This is a genomic window from Thermostichus sp. OS-CIW-29, assembly GCF_054058195.1.
In genome coordinates this window covers 1-18,191 of the sequence record NZ_JBSSAB010000010.1, presented here as the reverse complement: position 1 = coordinate 18,191, position 18,191 = coordinate 1, and the positions used below count along the sequence as shown (strand labels likewise).

Here is an 18,191-nt window from a genome sequence, read left to right as displayed (position 1 = left end):
CGACCGATCCAGTGGGCTAGCGAGGAACATTCTGGAGCAATGAGCCGACCCATCCGGGGAAGAGGGTGTAAGCTCCTACCGCCCATTGGGCCATGCCCACCACCACCTCTGACTTGGACTGGCGAGCGGCATCCCAAATGGCTTCGGCAACTTCTTCCGGCTGGCTGACCCAAAAACTCTCCAGCGCCTGTTGCATTTGCTCACGGGCTTTGCCACCTGAGGTTTGGGCTTGGCTGTCGGGAGAGGACGCTGGCCCCACCTCATCCAGAAAAATGGCTCGCTTGAGGAAATTGCTGCTGACGATGCCCGGATGGACGCCGATCACCTGGATCCCTTGGGGTTGCAGTTCCAGACGCAGCGCTTCTGTCAGCCCACTGACCGCGTACTTGCTGGCACAATAGGCGCTCATCTGGGGCAGGGGCATTTTGCCGCCAATGGATCCCACGTTGATGATCTGACCTTTTTTGCGCTTCAACATGTCGGGGAGCACGGCTCGAATGGTGTGGAGGTAGCCCCAAAAATTGACCGCCATCAGAGCCTGCCAGTGCTCCGGGGTGGTTTGCAAAAAAGGGCCACTCATGCAGATGCCGGCGTTGTTGATCAGGCAGTCGATGCGGCCATAGCGTTCCAGAGTTTTCTCCACCAGGTTTTGCACCTGTTCTGGCTGCGTGACATCGGTGGGAACGGCCAAGACCTCGGCATTTAGGCTTTGCTCTAGGTCGATGGCCGTTTGCTTCAGGGTTTCGGCAGTGCGGGCAGCCAGCGCCAATCGGTAACCCCCACGGGCAAAGGTAAAGGCAGTAGCTCTGCCGATGCCTTCAGAAGCGCCTGTAATTAAAACAACATCGGCCATCCTGCTTCTCCGTAAATCTGGACTGGGATCCTTCTACCTGTTGTAGCTTCTCCGAGAGTTAGGGATCCCTGCTTGGCTGAGGGCTTAAGATACTGAACGATAGCGAAGATAAGGTTTATGGCCTCTACCTACTCATTTGACATCGTCAGCGATTTCGATCGGCAGGAACTGGTGAACGCTGTGGATCAAGCCCGACGGGAGATCAAACAGCGCTACGACCTCAAGGATACTCAGACGGAAATTGAGCTGGAGGAGGGATCCCTGACCATCACCACCGCCAACGACATGGCCCTCAACTCCATTCGGGATCTGCTTCTTACCAAAGCGGCCAAGCGGGGTCTATCCCTGAAGATCTTCGACTTCCAACCCCCAGAGAGCGCCGGCGGCAACCGAGTGCGCCAGGTGGTTCACCTGAAAAAGGGCATTGATGCCACACTGGCCAAACAAATCGCCAAGCAAATCCGCGACAACTTTAAGAAAGTGCAGCCTGCCATTCAAGGGGATCTGGTGCGCGTTTCCGGCAAGGATAAAGACGAGCTACAGGCGGTCATTCAAATGCTTAGGCAGCAGGACTACCCGGTGGCGCTGCAATTTGTCAACTATCGATAGGGATCCTCTGGGCTTCCGTATCTTTCCCCTCAACCCCTCTTGCAAGATTAGAGATCTCAGGATCTGTGAAATGTTGGGTTTAATGGCTGCTGGAAATGGTGATGGCCTACGCTCCTCAAAGCTTGAGTTTTCGGCCAATTGGGATAGGGGGCTCTGGTGAGAAATCTTGTGAAAGTAACCGTCGGAATCAAGCCAGCAAGTCTCTGAGAATCTCATTGGAAAATAGCCAGCCATCGGGCGGAATCAGCCGTAGCCGGCCTGCCTCACAACTGGCCCATCCCTTCTCAAAATAGGGATCCAGCCTCTCCAAAGCTTGCTCGACCTTTGGGTGGCTAAAACGCTCCTGTAAATGGCACAAATCCAGACCTTCCTTTAGACGCAACCCCAACATCAAAGTATCCATCCAAACTTCCTCTGGGGATGCTTCAGGAGGGAGAGGGTGGACTCCGACTTTCACCTGCTCGAAGTAGTGGTAAAGGGTTTTGGGCTGCTGAATGCGCCGTCCCCCCTCGTAGCCGACGGATCCCATGCCAAAGCCAAAGTAAGGGCGATTTTCCCAGTACACTCGGTTGTGGCGACAGGCGTAGCCGGGGCGGGCAAAATTGGAGATTTCGTAGTGGATGTAGCCCGCTTCGGTGAGCAGTTCCCGCGCCATTAGGTACATGGCAACTGTGGTTTCCTCGCTGGGCAAAGGTGCTGCTCCCGGTCGGTACATCCGACCAAAGCGGGTTCCCGGTTCAATCGTCAGATCATAGACGGAGACATGGGTGGGGTTAATCTCAAGAACAGCTCGTAGAGACTGCTGCCAGTGTTCCAAAGTCTGGTAGGGCAGCCCAAAGATCAAATCCAGGTTGAAATTCTCAAAGCCCGCCGCCTGCAAGTCGGCCACGGCTTCGTAAACTTCCTCCACTCCATGCAGGCGACCACAAGCGGCCAGCAGCTCTGGCTGAAATGCCTGTACCCCTAAGCTGATGCGGTTGACCCCCAGCTCCCGGTAGCCCGCCAACTGCTCCCGCGTCAGGGTGCCGGGGTTGGCCTCCAGAGAAATCTCGCAGTCGGGATGAAACGGGATCCTCTCCCTCAATTGAGTCAAGATCCGCCCCAGTTGCTCCACCGTCAGCAGAGAAGGGGTGCCACCCCCGAAAAAAATGCTGGTCAACGGTCTGGGATCCCCGGCCAGATGGCGGTAGCGGTAGGCGCCGCCGATCTCCCGGCAGAGCATCTGCACGTAGGTTTCCATCAACTTGCGGGTGCCCAGGCCGGTGGCAAAATCACAGTAGTGGCAGCGTTGCCGACAAAAAGGGATGTGCAGGTAAGCCGCCTCAGGCCAATCAACCTGGTCGCGACAGGGTTGCGGAGCAGTACCGGTCGGAGTGGGATCGTGCGAAGCAATTGCCACAGCCATGAGTCAGCTCAAACGGGTTAGAACCACTATACTGATAGACTCCGAAACTCCTCACGAGGAGGGATCCCATGGGAGCTGTGCGCCTGGCGGTAATCGACTATGAGGCGGGAAATCTGCATTCGGCTTGCAAAGGGCTGGAGCGGGCCGGAGCTGAGGTGCAGCTAGTAACAGAGCCAACTGGACTAGCGGCTTTTGACGGCATTGTCCTGCCCGGCGATGGGGCCTTTGACCCAGCCATGCAGCAGCTGCGGGCGCGGGGCTTTGGGAAAGCGATCCGGGAAGCTGTGGAGCGGCAACAGCCTTTTTTAGGCATTTGCCTTGGGCTGCAAGTTTTGTTCGAAAGCAGCGAAGAGGGAACAGAGCCAGGGCTGAGCATTGTGCCTGGACGGGTGCAGCGCTTTCGGCCAGAGGCGGGCCTGCGCATCCCTCACATGGGCTGGAACCAGTTGCACCTTACCCAACCCCAATCGCCTCTTTGGGCAGGGATCCCGAATCAAAGCTGGGTTTACTTTGTCCACTCCTACCACGCAGTGCCCAATGACCCAAGCTGGGTGGCTGCTACCACCCAACACGGCAGCCAAACCTGTGTAGCCGCTATTGCCCGCGGCACCTTGTTTGCTACCCAATTTCACCCCGAAAAGTCGGGCCCTGTTGGCTTGCAGATGTTGCAAAACTTTGTCGAGTTTGCTGCCCGTTGCTCCCTTTTATCTGCTCCCAGAGCTTAGTGCCCCATGAACTACTGGCTGATGAAATCTGAGCCCAGCGTTTACAGCATCTGGGATCTGCAGCGGGAAGGCCAAACCCTCTGGGATGGCGTGCGCAACTACCAAGCCCGCAACTATCTAAAAGCCATGCAGGTGGGGGATCGCGCCTTTTTCTACCACTCCAACGCCAACCCCCCTGGTATTGCTGGCCTGATGGCAATCCTAGAAACCCAGGTGGTGGATCCCAGCCAGTTTGATCCGACCAGCCCCTACTACGATCCCAAGTCCACTCCAGCAGATCCCCGGTGGTACACGGTGCGGGTGCAATTTTTGGCTGCTTTTGAAAGAGTGATCCCTTTGGCCAAATTGCGGGCCACCTTCACCCCAGAGGAGCTGGAGGTGGTGCGGCGGGGCACACGCCTGTCGGTGATACCTGTGGCTGCAGAGGTTGCGGAGCGCTTGCTCTCACTGGCAAACCTCTCCTCTTGATCTGGGGTAAGCTTCCCGACGGTCTCGCCCGACCATTTCCTCTCCGAGGCAGCTAGCCTCTACAGCGCCGACTCTGTTTTGCTGCCAATTTGACCTAAAACAAACATAAAGGGATTCAAAAAATAGGAAACTGGGCATTCAACGCCTGCCTAGGCTTGAGGAAGGAACCCAGGGCGAGGTTACTGTGGCGCTGCACAACAACTATGCCCGCTGGAACCAAGCAATTGTTCAATGGGCAACGCTGGGAGTTCCTCACGGTACGCCAGTTTACCTCAGCGTAGATGAAGAAGTTTTAGCAAGTCTAGGCTTAGGCCCAGTTGAGGACTTTTGCCAAGCCGTGCGCGCCCAGGTGGTAGATGGCCAGCGAGTCCAGCTATCAACTCTGCAAAACCAAAGCTTGCCCGAACCAGCAGGAGTTGCCTTCTTGGCGCTGATGGTGCTCGCCGCCAACGACATGGTGAGGGATGAGGAGCTGGATGAGAGGGACTTCTTTACCCATTTTTGTCAACGATTGGGGGTAGGCGGCGACACTCGTCCCACTGGGATGAAAGCTGGAGATGAAGAAGGCCTATGGCAGGAGTGGAACCAATGGCTAGAGGTAAAGGGATGGATTGCCACCGCCGAGCCAGGGGAAGGCCCGCGCCGGTATTTGAATTACCCCATTTCCCAAACCCTGCTGCGGAAAGCGGACATCCAAAAGCTCTGTTGCCTGTTTTACGAGAAAAACTGGACTACCGCCCGCAGCGAAACTAAGTTACTGGTGGACTTGGCGAGCGAAAAAAACCTGAACCGCCATCTGGAAGAGCTGCTGGACGATCGCCAGCGACACGAGGTACTGGGCGCCGAAATCCTAGCCGTCCATCAGGAGTGGTTAGACGCACAATGCCCGAAACCTGAACAATTTAGCCGACGTCCCCCCACGTGCCTGATTGCAGGGCTGTATCGCACCGAAGATCGGTGGGGGAATCCAGAGTACTACCCTTACCCCAAAGTTCCGCGTCGTTGGCCAGTTGCCGAGGTGACCGTAGAAAACCTAGGTAGCTTGCGTTGTGAGCGCTCTGGTTGGTTTTTCCCTGTTGGCGCACCGCTTTCTGCTGCCGATCTAACAACGGGGAAGTCATGGCCGATTCGAGATCATGCCCACTTGCGGGAACTCCAGCTGCCAGCTCGAGACTTTTGGGTCTTGGTGCCCGATCCTGAGAACCCCGAGTCTAGTGCGCTGGCTAGTTGGGGAGCACCTAAATTGGGCAGTCATTTCACAGTGCTGTTTCGGGAAGCACTCTGGTTGGACTTGCAGCAGCTACGAGAAGAAAAGCTGCTGCAGTGGGAGGGCGATCGCCAGCTTGCCTTTGAAGTAACCTCTGGCTGGTGGGAAATCCAAGAATGTCAGGTGCTGGCGCCGGTATGGGACGGTTTGTTTTTACAACATCCTGAGCTGAAAGAGGCCTTACAACCACGCGATCGTCTGCACATTGCCTTGGGTGGAGGGCTACGGGTACCGCAAGGACAAGGTTGGCTCGAGGGTCACTTGCCAAAGGTGACTGTGTACGGGTTTCAGCCTACGGTAGCCGTGACTCTAACTGAAGTGCGTACCGGGAGCATATATCTTCCAGAAGACCATCGCTCTACCAACCAGCCTTGGGATTTGCCCGCAGACTTACCTCCCGGTACTTACCAAATCCAAGTACGGGGCGGAACTGCCCACCAGGAACGCTTTTTGAAGATCCTGAGTTGGGGTGATTTGTCATTAGCTTCCCTAGAGTAGAGGCATAACTCTATGTCGAAAAAATCTTCTCGGTCAGAGCAAACTTACTGGGGCTTTCGCACCCATACCTCCAGATACAAACCCCAAAAGTTGCTGAATTACTTACAAAAGCGGGTTACTCAAGAAAACTTGGCCGATGTTGTGTCTCATGTTCGTATTGAGAAGGGCATTAAGGAAAGAAGTAGGGGAGAGTATTACTTCTACTTGGGTATTAAGACAAATGCGCGCTCTGATTGGTCATCCACACAAAACACCCTTGAGCAACTGATTAAAACAGTGAGAGGTATCAGTATAGTTAGGATTCGAAGAGAAGGATTTTGCTGGGAAGATATTCGACACATGGTGGGTATCGCCTATGAGTTGGAACGGGATACCCAACCCATTGAGTATTTCCAAGTCAAGCGGCCACCTAAAGTCAACCCACTTGGTTTGGAAACACCTATAGCAGAGGCGGCAGGAAGCGATCGCTCCCAGCCGTGCGAACAGCTGCTTTGGTGGTTATCGGCAGCCGGTTCTGGTTCTTGGGAAACCTTTCAAGCCGTATGCAGTCACCTAGATCTAGTCCAACCGCGTCGGTTGTGGCGTCGGCTGCAGTTGTTAGGGCATCTTCTGGCAGCTCAGGATGGTCAACACTGGCAAATGCAGCCACCTTCCCTGCAGCCAGTGAGCAAAAATTGCTACGTGCTGTACGGTCAGCGAAACGCCAGCCTGCAAGAGTCTTTGCAGCAGTTTGGTCGCCTTGTGAAGATCCCTCAACCTCGAAGGGATGCTCCACCCTGTTGGCAGCTTGAGCTGCAAGCTGATGCTGCCAATGCAATTGCCGAGTTACGGACCAAATACCCTGCCCTAGCCATTCGTCCGGTCGAGGCCCCTCCTCCTTGGGCTGATTGGGTAGCTACGCTAAAGGTCGTCGATTGGGTGCCACTTCACCGCTATCGACTAAAGCGCTACGATGGGAGCAGCTTCGTAGATGTGCCAGACGCCGAGGAAACGGGTTTCTACGAGCTGTACGAGGAGGGATCCCAACAGCAGCATGCCCTATTCTACGACCGCCAGCACAACGCTTGGTACAGCGCCGAATGGTACAGTTTACGTTTTTTGGCTTTGACTCATCTTGCTCCCAAAAACCTATCAGTTAGTTACGACCCCAATGCCCAAGAACTATCGATCCCTATCAGCCAGCGCTGGCCGCTAGCCTACGAACGCTACTTGGTCATGCAATCGGGTTGTCTGCCTCGCTACAATCGCACAACAGAAGAACTGATTTATCAGAACATTGCACCAACTGTGTGGCAAGTCATTGGTGAACAGCTGCCGTTTTTTGATCTGGAGAAATAGTTACAGTTTTTGCCAAAGGCAAAGGAAAAACCATGTACGACCTCGTCGGTATCTATCAGCGGTTAGATCGAATCTACCAGCTTTACATTAGAAGTGCTTTTCCCTTACGTTACCCTGCTCTTAGCGCCGAGCGGGATCGCCACTTGCAGTACAGACCCGAGAATGCTCTGCTTAGTACTCCTCCCCTATTGGAGCCTACACCACTCTACCCTTCTTCTGGCAAAACCCTTGAGGAAGCAGCGAAAGCTTTACCCGCTGGTTATGAAGATTTGGTACATCTAGGCCAGTCTTTATTTCCAAACTTTCCGCTGTATGAGCACCAATGGCAAAGTTTGAAGGCAGCCATCGTTAACCAGAAGGATATTGTAGTAACAACGGGAACTGGTTCTGGCAAAACCGAGTGTTTCTTGTTGCCAATCCTAGCCCACCTTGCCCGGGAATCCCGTACCTGGGATCCGATGTCTTCTCAGAGCGGAGATACGTTCTGGTGGAAGCACGCAGATGACAAGTGGGTGCCGCAGCGCCAAGGTCAACAACGACCGGCAGCAATCCGGGCGCTGATTCTCTATCCGCTGAACGCGCTGGTGGAGGATCAATTGCGGCGCTTGCGCAAAGTGTTGGATAGTCCAGAGACCCATGAATGGTTGGATCGCCATCGCGGTGGCAATCGCATCACCTTCGGTCGTTACACGGGACAAACCCCCCTCCCTGGCTATCGCACTCCCAATAAGAAGGTAGAAGAACTAGCCCAGCAACTGCGAGAGTTGCAAGCAGAGCAGGAAAAGGCTGCCCAAAGTGAAGACCCAGATTTGAGGTTTTATTTTCCCCGCTTGGATGGGGGAGAAATGCGATCGCGCTGGGACATGCAAGAGCATCCGCCGGATATTTTGATTACCAACTATTCCATGCTCAACATTATGCTGATGCGGCAGATTGAGGAGGGGATGTTCGAGAAAACCAAAAGGTGGCTGCAGGGGGATCCCGAGCGTAAATTCTTGCTCGTCATCGATGAGTTGCACACTTACCGAGGCACGCCAGGCTCAGAAGTGGCCTACTTGCTGCGCTTACTTCTGTACCGCTTGGGGCTAACAGTTGACTCAGAACAATTGCAGGTTTTGGCAACCAGTGCCAGCTTGGAAGACAACGAAGCAGGACACAAGTTTCTCCGGGACTTTTTTGGTCGCGATCGCTTTGTGGTGATTGCCGGAGAACAAGTTCCTCCGGATCCCGAAGCGCCATTGCGAGTGCGCCAGTATCAAGCTGCTTTCGCTCAGTTTGCCCGGGACGTGCAGCCGGATCCCCTCCAGCCGCTGCGGCCCCTCCCCATTGCCAAGGAAGCTCTGACCAGACTGGTGCAAGCTTTGGGCGGCGATCTCAGCTCGGAATCGCCGGAGCGAGCCTTGGGGGAGTGCCTCGAGGAACTCAAAGTTGCCGATGCCCTGCGAGAGGCTTGTCGGCAAGTTAGCGGCAGCGTGCGCGCTACCCCCATCCAAAAAGTTGACAAGCAACTGTTCCCAGGTGCAACCATGCCCGAAGGGGGTCTGGTCTCTGAGTCCTTGCGGGGATTATTGATGGCGACAGCGGTAGCTCAACGAAAAGATGGGCGATCGCCTCAACCTGTGCGCGGCCACCTCTTCTTTCACAACTTGCAAGGGTTGTGGGCGTGCAGCAACCCGCGCTGCAGCGTCGCGCACCGTCCGTCGGGAGACAACCAACCCCCTCCACCTATTGGCGCCTTGCATAGCCAGCACCGCCTCAGTTGCGACTGTGGAGCGCGTGTTCTGGACTTGATCGTCTGCGAAGTTTGCGGGGAGGTATTCCTGGGGGGATATGCTTACCCATTTGCCAAGTCGGTCATCCTCACCCCCGATCAACCCGAGTTGGAGGGCATCCCTGATGATTTAGTGAACCTCACGCAAAAATCTGGGAACTATCGCGTTTTTTGGCCCCTGCCCCACGACCCGGAACCTTGGGCGACCCAGCCGCAATATTTGGAGTGGACTGCTGGCAAGACGAAGCGGGGGTGGGTTGAAGCCAAGCTCAACCCCGCTACTGGTGAACTCCGACAAGATAAAAGCCCCCCTAGAGAAGGCGAGGTTCCCGGCTGGGTGTACCAAGTGAAAGAGGGGGATGGGAATCAGCCCGCCTTGCCGAGCCGCTGCCCTCGCTGCGATACCGATCGCGCTCTCCGTGAGGCCTATCCCACTCCTTTGCGCGTGCACCGCACTGGATTCCAAAAAGCCTGTCAGGTGATTGCCGGAGCTTTGTTGCGGGAAATGCCAACACCGCAATCCCGCAAGCTGGTGGTTTTTTCCGATAGCCGCCAGGACGCAGCCAAGTTAGCCGCCGGTATGGAAATGGATCACTATCGCGATATGGTGCGCTTGCTGCTAGTGCGATCAGCAGAGGAGTATAGGCAAGACCTGCGGGCCTTTCTGCGCTGTGAGTTGCCCAGTCCAGAGGAACGACAGCAACGGTTGCGAGAATATCCCCGGTTGCTACAAGACGTTGAGGGGATGGCGGAGGATTGGGCAGCACGGGATCGCTTTCTTAATCGGCAAGGTGACATTGCTACAGAAGCTCTGCTTTGGACTCAAAACCGGCGACCTGCCAACGAGCAAGTTCGTGAACTGTGGCTCGAGATGCTCAAGTCTTACGGCGAGAAAGTTCCTCTCCTTGCCTTGCGGCGCACCCTGGCAGACCTGCTCTTACATTTGGGACTGTGCCCTGGCGGGATGTCCTTTAGCGCCCTTTACTATTCCGTCAATAAGGATCGGCATCCCTGGACTGAGCTCTACAACTGGCAAAGTCAACCAGTAACACGAATTGCTGCCCGAACACCAGAGCAAAACAGACACCTCGATGAACTCGATGCCTATTTAGCTGATGAAATGATGTTTACGCTGTTTGCCCATGCGGTCAGAAACATCGAGTCTTTTGGACAGGGCTATGTTACAGCTCAAGTTCCTCCGGAACTGCAAGACGTTGCCAGCGCGGTTATCCGCCAATTGGGAATTCGCAAGCGGCATCGATACTCCAAATTCTGCAGACCGGGTACTAGGCGGGAATTACCCCAGTACGTGGAGCGATACTTGAGAAAATTAGAGGAACAGGGCAAGCCAGACTTAAAATCCCAGATCGAGCGGGAGTTGAACAAAATCGGTACCCGTAGCGAGAACGGATTGGTTTTGGATCCAGATCGCCTCTACCTTGTGCCCGTCTCTCGCGAAGGTCTTCAAGGCTACCGCTGTCCTCAATGCGGGGCCTTTTACTTGCACACTGCGGGGGGATGGTGCCCAGAGTGCAGTGGCGGTCGCAACACCAGCAAACGCTCTGACCCGCAGGCCATCCGACTGCAGCCGAGCAGCTTGCCGCGCGACTTGGACTACTACGCCTACCTCTCCGACCCTGAAAACGAACCGTTTCGGATGAATGCTGCCGAATTGACAGGGCAAACCGACAAGGAGGATCGCCTCAAACGGCAGCGCTGGTTCCAGGAAGTGTTCCTAGAGGGAGAAATACCGCTGGCTCAGGGCATTGATTTGTTAAGCGTGACTACCACTATGGAGGCTGGCGTAGACATCGGCGGCCTGCTGGCAGTGATGATGGCAAACATGCCGCCCCGACGGTTCAACTACCAGCAGCGGGTGGGACGGGCTGGTCGGCGCGGTGCCGGGGTCTCCTTGGCAGTTACGTTTTGCCGGGGTCGCAGCCATGACGATTTTTACTTTCAGCGCCCTGAGGCCATTACCGGCGATCCGCCACCCCCGCCCTACATTGACCTGCGCAGCCTCACCATTGCTCGGCGCGTCGTCGCCAAAGAAGTTTTGCGACAAGCTTTTCAGGAAGTCTCGCAACACGATCAATCCGCTGCAGTCCATCTTGAAGACGTGACCAGCGTCCACGGCGAATTTGGTCTAGCCGAAAAGTGGCAGGAGGTGGAGCCGTTGGTTCGCCAATGGATTGCTAGCCACGACCAAGAAATCCAAACCGTGATCACCCAACTCTGCCAGCAAACTCATCTCTCGGCTGACGATCGACAAGCCTTGCATCACTACATCTGCAACGATTTGGTCAATAAGATTAGCGAGATTGCCACTTCCAATGCCTACAGCCAATCCCAACTCAGCGAACGCCTGGCCAATGCTGGCATCTTGCCCATGTTTGGCTTTCCCACGCGGGTGCGCCTGCTCTATACCCGCTGGTCGGCTAGCCAAGGCACCATCGATCGCGACTTGGATACAGCAATCGCACAATTTGCCCCCGGCTCAGAAATCGTTAAAGATCGGGCGGTGCACACCGCCTGTGGACTGGTGGAGTTGGTGCCTCACAAAGGGGACGTGCGATCGCGGCCTGGCCTGGTGCCGGCTCTTGACCAACCTAACCGCTGGCTAGGTCTGTGCTGCAACTGTCAAGCCATGATAGAGGACTACCAGCCACAGCAGCCGCTTTGCTCTCCTCCCCCAGCTACCCACAAGCCGGCAAAGCAAGCCTGTCCGGTATGCCAGCAAACCACCCTCCGCTGCATTGATGCGCGGGAACCCAGGGGCTTTTTCACCAACTTGCAGCCGCGGGATTTTGATGGTCAATTTGAGTGGCAACCCCGCGTCAGTCGGCCAACCTTGGGCGCGGACGGACTTAAGGCGGAAGCGACGACCGCAACGACCGGCAACGCTCACCTGCGGGGAGGCAGCGATGACGTTTTAATCGTCAATGATCGCGGCGGCGAGGGGGGGTTCCTGTTACAAGCGGATAAGAAGTGGCCAGGAGCTTATGTTTGTCCTGAAGTTCAGGGGAAACGTTTCGAAGGAATAGGCCCTACCTATCGGATTGCCCTACTGTCTAAGCGACGCACTGACGTGCTGCTGGTCAGCCTTCAAACTTGGCCGCCTGGCGTGTTTGCTGACTCAACAACTGTGGAAGGGCGAGCAGCTTTGTATTCCTTCGCCTTCTGGTTGCGAGCGGCTGCCTGCACCTTTTTGGATGTCGATCCTGACGAGTTGCAAGCCAGCTTTCAGACAAAGGAAGAGGCTGGCCGAGTGGTGGGTCAGGCTTTTCTGTTCGACAAGCTGGAGAATGGCGCGGGGTATTGCCTCTACCTCGCTCAGCCGGAGGTCTTCTCGAAGCTGCTGGAACAAGAGGACTTGTCTCAACCCAACAGTTTGGCCTTCCGTTGGCTGCAGCACCAGCAGACCTGCGACACGTCCTGCAACAACTGCTTGCGCGATTACTCCAACCTAGCCTACCACGGGCTCTTGGATTGGCGACTAGCCTTGGATATGGCGCGCCTTCTGCGAGATGCTAGGGCACCGGTCGATTTGCAGAGCCCTTGGGGGGAAGAGCAGGAAAATCCCTGGCGGCGCTTGGTGGAGCAGGTACTGCCGCCACTGCTGGAAAACCTAGGCTTCCAGCAAGTGTCTCAGGATTTTCTCCTGCCGGTGTGGACGGGAAACCGGGGGCGGGAAGTGCGGATTGTGCGCCATCCTATTTGGACTGATGAGCATCCCATCTGGCAACAAACTGTTGAGCAAGTCCGTCAGGCCTATCCCCAGGCCCACATTCAGGCAATCAATCCTTTTTTGACGTTGCGACGACCAGGGGATGTCTTGGCAAAGTCAACAAAAACTACCCGCTCTAAGCGTCCTGGTGCTGCCTGACTTTATTTCGCTCAGTTTCTTTAGCCTGCGGTGGAAGAGGGCAGCGCGACTCAGTAGTCCAACACTGCCGACGCTCTCTCTACGGGCTAAACACGTTGGCAGAGGCGATTTCTTTCTATTCCAGGGCCTAATAGCCTTTCTATTCTCTGACTCTGAACTGCGCCAATCCCTACAGAGCTCCCTCCAATCCAGAGCCAAAAGCCGAGAGCCCCCACTGCTGCAAGCTATCGAAGGCAGCATAAGCCGTTAGATCTGGCTGCAGGGGCGTAATCGACACATAGCCCTCAGCAACCGCCCGCACGTCCGAACAGGGATCCACCTCCTCTTCCACCACCTCTCCAGCTAGCCAGTAGTAGGCCTTGCCGCGCGGATCCACCCGTTTCTCATAGAGATCTGTGTACTTGCGCCAGGCCAGGCGGGCCAAGACCATGCCGCGTATTTCAGCCAGCGCTAGGGGGGGCACGTTGATGTTCAACAGCATCGGCTCCCCCAGGGGTTTCAGGCTCAGTTTCTCCAGTAGCTTCAGCACCACCTGGGCCGCTGGTTGAAAATCCTGATGGGTAAAACTGGCCAAGCTTACTGCCAGGCTAGGGATCCCTTCCAATAGCCCTTCCATTGCCGCCGAGACGGTGCCGGAGTAGAGCACATCCGTGCCCAGATTGGCTCCCTGATTGATGCCGGAAATCACCCAATCGGGAGGACGATCCAATAGCCCGTCCAGACCTAACTTGACACAGTCGGAAGGGGTGCCCGAACAGGCCCAGGCCTGCACTTCTGGAGGAAATCCCTCCCGCACCGGATCCACCCGCAGCGGCTTGTGCAACGTCAGGGCGTGGCCGGTGGCCGAGCGCTCCCGATCCGGACAGACCACCGTTACCTGGTGCCCCCCCAGCTGGGCCAGCGCTGCCGCCAAACACCGCACCCCTGCCGCCTGGATGCCATCGTCGTTGCTGATGAGAATATTCATCCCAGCCACCCCACACCCGCCCTTAGACATACACCAGTCTGACCCAATGATCTGCGCTGATCCCCCAGGTAGCCGAGTTCAGCGGCAGAATCTGAAAATTTACGGCTTCTTGGGGTTATTATTGGACGTAGCCTTTTGAACAATATCAGTAGGAACACAATGTCACCCTATGAGGTCAAGTGCCATTATGAAGCTAAGGTAAAGTAAACCCTGCGGTTTCCTTCCTCTTTGTATTTGCCTTCTTGTGTGTATCTTGCTGTTTCTCCATCCCCATCTTCCTAAGACTCCGTCCCGTTGACGTGTAGGTGCTCCGCACCGCCGGCGCGAACGCGGAAGCGTTGCATAGCCTACAGCCGGGTAAAGCTGGAAAGTCTGTAAAACCCATCAGGTCGCTCGAGCGACAGGAAGTTGATCTCATGTCACTTGTTTCCATCACATCGGCAACAGAGGCTCAGGAATGGCGTGAGCTTTGCCAGTGGGCCGAGGAGCACTACCGCTGTCGCACCTTTCCCAAAGACGTGCGCATTCCCACTCGTCCGGGATTGGTGTACATCACCCAAGAGGGAGTGGTGCGCCTGGTCAGCCAAACTCCAGAGCGGCGGGAGGTCTTTGTTGGGTTCATCACGGCTGGATTTCCTTTTGAGCTGAGCAACCCAGAGCGCTTTGAGTTGAAAGCCTGCACCCACGCCGATCGCACCACGGTGATGTGGTTTTACTGGCAGGATCTGGAGCAGTGGCCCTATCTGCACCAGAAGATTCAGGAAAACTTCCGCCAGCAACTGCAACGGAAGCTGCTGTGGTTGGGAAATCTGGGCCAACGGCGCGCCATCGATCGCCTCAAGGGCTTCTTGAGCCTGTTGATCGAAGAGTATGGACAGCCCTGTGAACAAGGGATGTATCTCCCCTGGCCCCTTACCCATGCGCAGATTGGGGATGCCATTGGGGCCACTCGTGTGACGGTGACTCGTCTTCTGGGATCCCTGCGTTCGAAAGGGTTTGTGCAGGTGCTGGATCAAAACTTAATTTGCATTCCCAACGGGGTAAAGCTCCAGCCCACTCCGAAGAAGGCGGCCAGCGCCTAACCCTGCTGTCTAGATGCTATCCAGAGTGTTATGCCTACAGCAGTCGGGAACTGCACTGCTGACGCGATGGGCCTGCAGCTCCACTACCGTACTTGGGGAAAAGGGATCCCCTCCCTCCCAATCTTGATGCTCCACGGCCATCCGGGCAATGCCGACTGCATGGCGGTATTTGCAGAGGCAGTGGCGGGAATGCACCCCTGTGTGGCGCCAGATCTGCGCGGCTATGGACGTTCGCAGGTGGTGGATCCCTTCGAGATGGAGGAGCACCTGGAGGATTTGGAATTACTGCTCAATCGCCTGGGCTGGCAGGAGTGTCTGGTTCTGGGCTGGTCTTTGGGCGGGATCCTGGCCCTGGAGTTGGCTTTGCGGCTGCCGCAGCGGGTAAAGGGTTTGGTCTTGGTGGCCAGTGCCGCCTGCCCCCGCAGCAACCATCCCCCCACCGATTTTTGGGATCAGGTCAACACCGGCGTTGCCTCGCTGCTCAACTGGCTTTGGCCCGGCTGGGAATGGAACATCGAGACCTTTGGCCGTCGCTCCCTTTACCGCTACCTGATGCAGCAACAGACCCCAACGGCCTATCGGTATTTGGCGCACATGGCCTTGCCCGCCTATCTGCACACCTCCCCCCAGGCTCGCCAAGCTCTGCGCGCCGCTTTGCAACGGGGCTACAACCGCGAGGGAGATCTGCACCGAATTCGCATCCCGGTACTGCTTATGGCCGGCGAGCGGGATCGCCACATCACCGCCAACAGCAGCCTGGCCACAGCCCGCGCCCTGCCCCACTGCACCTGCATTGTCTATCCCAACGTGGCTCATCTCTTTCCCTGGGAGATCCCCGACCGGGTGGGACAGGATCTGTGCCGCTGGCTCAGCGCTCAAGACTGGGCAAGTGGGATCCCGGTGGTTGGTTCTTCCGCTCCCTCTGCAGACAAGGCGGCAGAAGCCTGACCCTGGGCCAACTTCCGCAGCCGGGCAAAGGCCTCTTCCTCCAGATGGATCTGCTGCTGCTGTTGTTCTTCTGGGGTGCGCAGGCGCTTTCCCAACGGCTGTTGCAGCGTGCCCAAGAGCAACGGCTCGGAAACTCCCGGCTCGGGATGGATGACGGTGCGGGCCCGCAAGGTGAACACCGGCGAACCGGTGGAGAAGCGGCCCGGGGATCCCAAATCGCTGGCCGCCTGCTTCAGGGTGAGGATCAGTTGCTCTGGGGTGATATCCGGGCTGACAGCAATAACCGCTCGATCCGCCCCTTGGTCATAGACGGTGGTGTAGGGGGCAGCACCGGGAATGCGGGAGCGAAAGATCGGCCCCAAGCTGAGGGCAAAACATCCCGCTGTTAAAACCAGCGCAAACGCTGTGTAGCCCACCAGGGAAAACTTCAATGGCCAATTGCGGATCCAGGCCAGCAGGGTGAGCATAGCCAGCAAGCCTGCCAGACCTAGCCCAATTTGGGTGGCAGAGGCAAAGAAAGACTCTAAAGTTCCATCCATAATTCCCCAGTTTAGCTAGACTGCCGGGAAGCCCTGCCCTCTATGCATCAGCATGAGTGCGGGAGTATGTCACCCCCTAGAGCTTCATCTCTAAGTGCAGGGTAAGCGCGATTCTAACTGCCCTATCTAGGGATCCCGTCCTGCTGCCGCGAACGGTGTTGGGCAGAGTAGCCCTCAGAACATCGCCGGGCCAACATAGCTTGGTCTATCTCGTGGTACCACTTGTTTCAGATCTTCACGCCCTCCTTATCTAGCCGGTAGGCTCGTAGTGACAGGTTACCCAAAAGACCTCCATCCCGCTGCCGCGAAAGGCTGCCTTTGTCTCAAGTCAAGACGAAGCTTATTCAGGATCTGGACGCAAGATGCCCTACAACCTACTCCAGAAGGGCTTGGCCGTTTCTATCACTGGGTCTTTGGTGAGAAGAGGCGAGAGGGATCAACCTACCAAACCCAGAAAGCAGCGAGCCTTACAGCTCGTCACAGCAGACTAAAAATCATGGGCAAGGTCGGATTCGAACCGACACGGTTTCCCGCCGCATTTTGAGTGCGGTGCGTCTACCAGTTTCGCCACTCGCCCGACTTAGAACCATTATCCTACTGAACTGGCGAAACCTCGTCAACCAATCCCCCGAACTCTATCGGCGGCGGTCTTTCTCCAGTTGCTGGGCCTTTTGCCGAAGCTGGCGGGTTTGCTCCATCACCTCCTCCAGATCCTCGTGGGATAGCCGCTCGACGTAGTTAATTTTGATCTCTTCCAGCAAGTCTTGCAGGAGAGAGCGAATTTCCTCCAAAGCGTGCTCCTGGGTGAGTTCTCGTGCCAAGACTTCACCAAACCGCTGCATCAGTTGCGCTGCCAGCTTGGAGCCAACGGGATCCTCGAAACTGCCCGTCAGGGTTTTGTAGGTGGTGGTGGTCAGCTCGTTGGCCAGGCGCTCCGTCAGTTGGCCAGGCAGGGATCCCAGGCCGGGAAGCTGTTCTAGAGTTTGCATGGCAGGCAACTGCTTGAGCAGGCCATCCAGGTTGTAGCGGAGCAGTTGTTGCAGCTCCGGTTGCACCTGGGGCAAAACGCGGTAGAGGACAATGCGAAAAACCAGGTTGGCAATCGCCTCCAGCTCGTTGGTGTTGTTGATATCAATGTAGTCGCGCTGGGTACGTGCTGCCGGCAGTAGGGGCAGGGATCCCCGCTGAATGGATACCTGGATTTGGTTGATCACCCGCACGACAATGACTTCCGTCAGATCCTCGGCGAAGTTGGTAACAAAGCCCTGGCTCACCTGGGCGCGTACCCGCTCCAGATCCAGCAACTGTGCTTGTCCCAGCCGGATGGTGACGGGGATCACCCGCAGCCAGCGCCAAAAGGGCAGCAGCAACAGCACATCGTACCAACGCCAGAGCATGGCATCCAGCCAATTGACGCCGGTGTAGCGGCGGCTGATGGCCACCGTGCGCAGCAAAAATTCCAGCCCAAACAGAAGCACGAAGGGAAAATCCAGCACCGGGAAAAAGTCAACGGGGTTACCGCTCTCACCAATGGGGCGGAAATAGTTGGTCTCAAAGAGGGGGCGCAGCCGGGTCTGGAAAAATTCAATTCCATCTGCGGGATCGGCGCCGGCCAAGTACTCAGCAGTCCAAAAGCGGGCAAAGGCGGCTCTGGCAGAGTCGGCTTCTGGGATGTGCTCCCGCATCAAATTGAGGATACGCACAAACTGGCCAGTTTTGTTGGCGCCGTAAACTACCCGGCTCCGACCGCTAAGCGGTACGGAGCGGGCTTTCAGTAGCCCTGAGCCTGTTCTGCTCTACCAGAGAACAAAACAAGCCCGGACCTCTAGGCTGGT

General features: G+C 56.4%; 13 protein-coding genes and 1 tRNA gene. 8 read left to right on the top strand and 6 right to left on the bottom strand.

From position 1 onward, the window contains the following. Positions 1-16: 16 nt before the first annotated feature. Positions 17-853 carry an SDR family oxidoreductase gene (locus tag ACVWZJ_RS05365; RefSeq protein ID WP_457395116.1) on the bottom strand — a complete coding sequence of 279 codons (837 nt, stop codon included), beginning with the start codon at positions 851-853 and terminating at the stop codon, positions 17-19. A 117-nt stretch (positions 854-970) separates the two neighbouring features. Here ACVWZJ_RS05365 and ACVWZJ_RS05360 point away from each other — a divergent pair, with 117 nt between their 5' ends. Next, positions 971-1,462 carry a YajQ family cyclic di-GMP-binding protein gene (locus ACVWZJ_RS05360; protein ID WP_011432526.1) on the top strand — a complete coding sequence of 164 codons (492 nt, stop codon included), beginning with the start codon at positions 971-973 and terminating at the stop codon, positions 1,460-1,462. Between the two features lie 187 nt (positions 1,463-1,649). On the opposite strand, the gene hemW is transcribed toward ACVWZJ_RS05360, so the two are convergent. Then, positions 1,650-2,867: a radical SAM family heme chaperone HemW gene (hemW, locus tag ACVWZJ_RS05355; protein ID WP_457395113.1), complete on the bottom strand. Its 1,218-nt coding sequence runs from the start codon at positions 2,865-2,867 to the stop codon at positions 1,650-1,652. Positions 2,868-2,935: 68 nt separating this feature from the next. On the opposite strand from hemW, the gene hisH reads away from it, so the two are divergent. From hisH to ACVWZJ_RS05330, 5 genes are all read left to right on the top strand, one after another. Continuing rightward, entirely contained in the window at positions 2,936-3,592 is a 657-nt protein-coding gene (gene hisH, locus ACVWZJ_RS05350; protein WP_457395110.1) for an imidazole glycerol phosphate synthase subunit HisH, read from the top strand. 6 nt (positions 3,593-3,598) lie between these two features. Then, entirely contained in the window at positions 3,599-4,060 is a 462-nt protein-coding gene (locus tag ACVWZJ_RS05345; RefSeq protein ID WP_457395107.1) for an EVE domain-containing protein, read from the top strand. A gap of 184 nt (positions 4,061-4,244) precedes the next feature. Then, positions 4,245-5,825 (top strand): hypothetical protein, encoded by a 1,581-nt coding sequence (locus ACVWZJ_RS05340; protein WP_011432522.1) that lies wholly within the window; start codon positions 4,245-4,247, stop codon positions 5,823-5,825. 12 nt (positions 5,826-5,837) lie between these two features. Then, positions 5,838-7,163, top strand: a complete 1,326-nt coding sequence (locus ACVWZJ_RS05335) for a hypothetical protein (protein WP_011432521.1) — start codon at positions 5,838-5,840, stop codon at positions 7,161-7,163. Positions 7,164-7,195: 32 nt separating this feature from the next. After that, complete coding sequence (locus tag ACVWZJ_RS05330) at positions 7,196-12,820, top strand: DEAD/DEAH box helicase (protein WP_457395103.1); 5,625 nt, start codon at positions 7,196-7,198, stop codon at positions 12,818-12,820. 169 nt (positions 12,821-12,989) lie between these two features. Here the strand turns inward: ACVWZJ_RS05330 and surE are convergent, their stop codons facing one another. Next, positions 12,990-13,787 (bottom strand): 5'/3'-nucleotidase SurE, encoded by a 798-nt coding sequence (gene surE / locus ACVWZJ_RS05325; RefSeq protein WP_011432519.1) that lies wholly within the window; start codon positions 13,785-13,787, stop codon positions 12,990-12,992. 416 nt (positions 13,788-14,203) lie between these two features. Here surE and ACVWZJ_RS05320 point away from each other — a divergent pair, with 416 nt between their 5' ends. Together ACVWZJ_RS05320 and ACVWZJ_RS05315 are read left to right on the top strand one after the other, a co-directional pair. Beyond that, a complete protein-coding gene (locus tag ACVWZJ_RS05320; protein WP_011432518.1) occupies positions 14,204-14,869 on the top strand; it encodes a Crp/Fnr family transcriptional regulator in 666 nt (221 codons plus the stop codon). Between the two features lie 30 nt (positions 14,870-14,899). Next, positions 14,900-15,817, top strand: a complete 918-nt coding sequence (locus tag ACVWZJ_RS05315) for an alpha/beta fold hydrolase (RefSeq protein WP_457395100.1) — start codon at positions 14,900-14,902, stop codon at positions 15,815-15,817. Here ACVWZJ_RS05315 and ACVWZJ_RS05310 read toward each other — a convergent pair. The 3 genes from ACVWZJ_RS05310 to ACVWZJ_RS05300 form a co-directional block, all read right to left on the bottom strand. Next, positions 15,745-16,356, bottom strand: coding sequence for a Ycf51 family protein (locus tag ACVWZJ_RS05310; protein ID WP_457395097.1), 612 nt, complete (start codon positions 16,354-16,356; stop codon positions 15,745-15,747). The genes ACVWZJ_RS05315 and ACVWZJ_RS05310 overlap by 73 nt on opposite strands. A 497-nt stretch (positions 16,357-16,853) precedes the next feature. Next, a tRNA-Leu gene (locus tag ACVWZJ_RS05305) sits at positions 16,854-16,933 on the bottom strand. A 58-nt stretch (positions 16,934-16,991) separates the two neighbouring features. Continuing rightward, positions 16,992-18,059 carry a hypothetical protein gene (locus ACVWZJ_RS05300; protein WP_457395094.1) on the bottom strand — a complete coding sequence of 356 codons (1,068 nt, stop codon included), beginning with the start codon at positions 18,057-18,059 and terminating at the stop codon, positions 16,992-16,994. Between the last annotated feature and the right edge of the window lie 132 nt (positions 18,060-18,191).